The following is a 653-nucleotide window of genomic DNA, read 5'->3' as shown; positions in this document are numbered from 1 at the left end:
GTTTACAACATGGTCCGGGTTGCCGGTAAACTTTTCGCGAAGCTCTGGATTTTGCGTCGCAACCCCGACCGGACACGTATCCAAATGGCATGCGCGCATCATCACACAGCCCATAACAACGAGAGGAGCTGTTGCAAAGCCATACTCTTCCGCCCCAAGGATAGCCGCCATGACCACATCCCTGCCTGTCATCAGCTTGCCGTCCGTTTCCAATACAACACGTTCGCGCAAACCATTAATCATCAAGGTTTGGTGCGCTTCAGCGAGTCCAAGCTCCCATGGCAGGCCGGTATGCTTGATACTTGTTTTAGGCGATGCCCCTGTTCCTCCATCATAGCCACTGATCACAATCACGTCTGCGGCACCTTTTGCCACCCCTGCTGCAATTGTCCCAACGCCGGCTTTGGACACAAGCTTTACGCTGATGCGTGCATCGCGGTTCGCATTTTTTAAATCATGGATCAGCTGCGCCAAATCTTCGATCGAGTAGATGTCATGGTGTGGAGGAGGTGAAATGAGCCCGACACCCGGTGTTGAACCGCGGACATCGGCGACCCAAGGATACACCTTGTTTCCAGGAAGTTGGCCCCCTTCTCCAGGCTTCGCACCTTGCGCCATTTTTATTTGCAATTCATCGGCATTGACAAGATAAT

1 protein-coding gene is annotated in these 653 nt (G+C 52.8%); it reads right to left on the bottom strand.

Annotation, left to right across the window (positions count from 1 at the left end; translation table 11 throughout):
* A partial coding sequence (locus MXD58_RS31770) for an FMN-binding glutamate synthase family protein (RefSeq protein ID WP_250610015.1) occupies nt 1–653 on the bottom strand: 653 nt, incomplete at both ends.

It is taken from the genome of Frankia sp. AgKG'84/4 (genome assembly GCF_023242965.2).
Taxonomy (GTDB): Bacteria; Actinomycetota; Actinomycetes; order Frankiales; family Frankiaceae; genus Frankia.
Note: the sequence above shows the minus strand (reverse complement) of the source record. Positions and strands in the feature narration are given on the sequence as shown.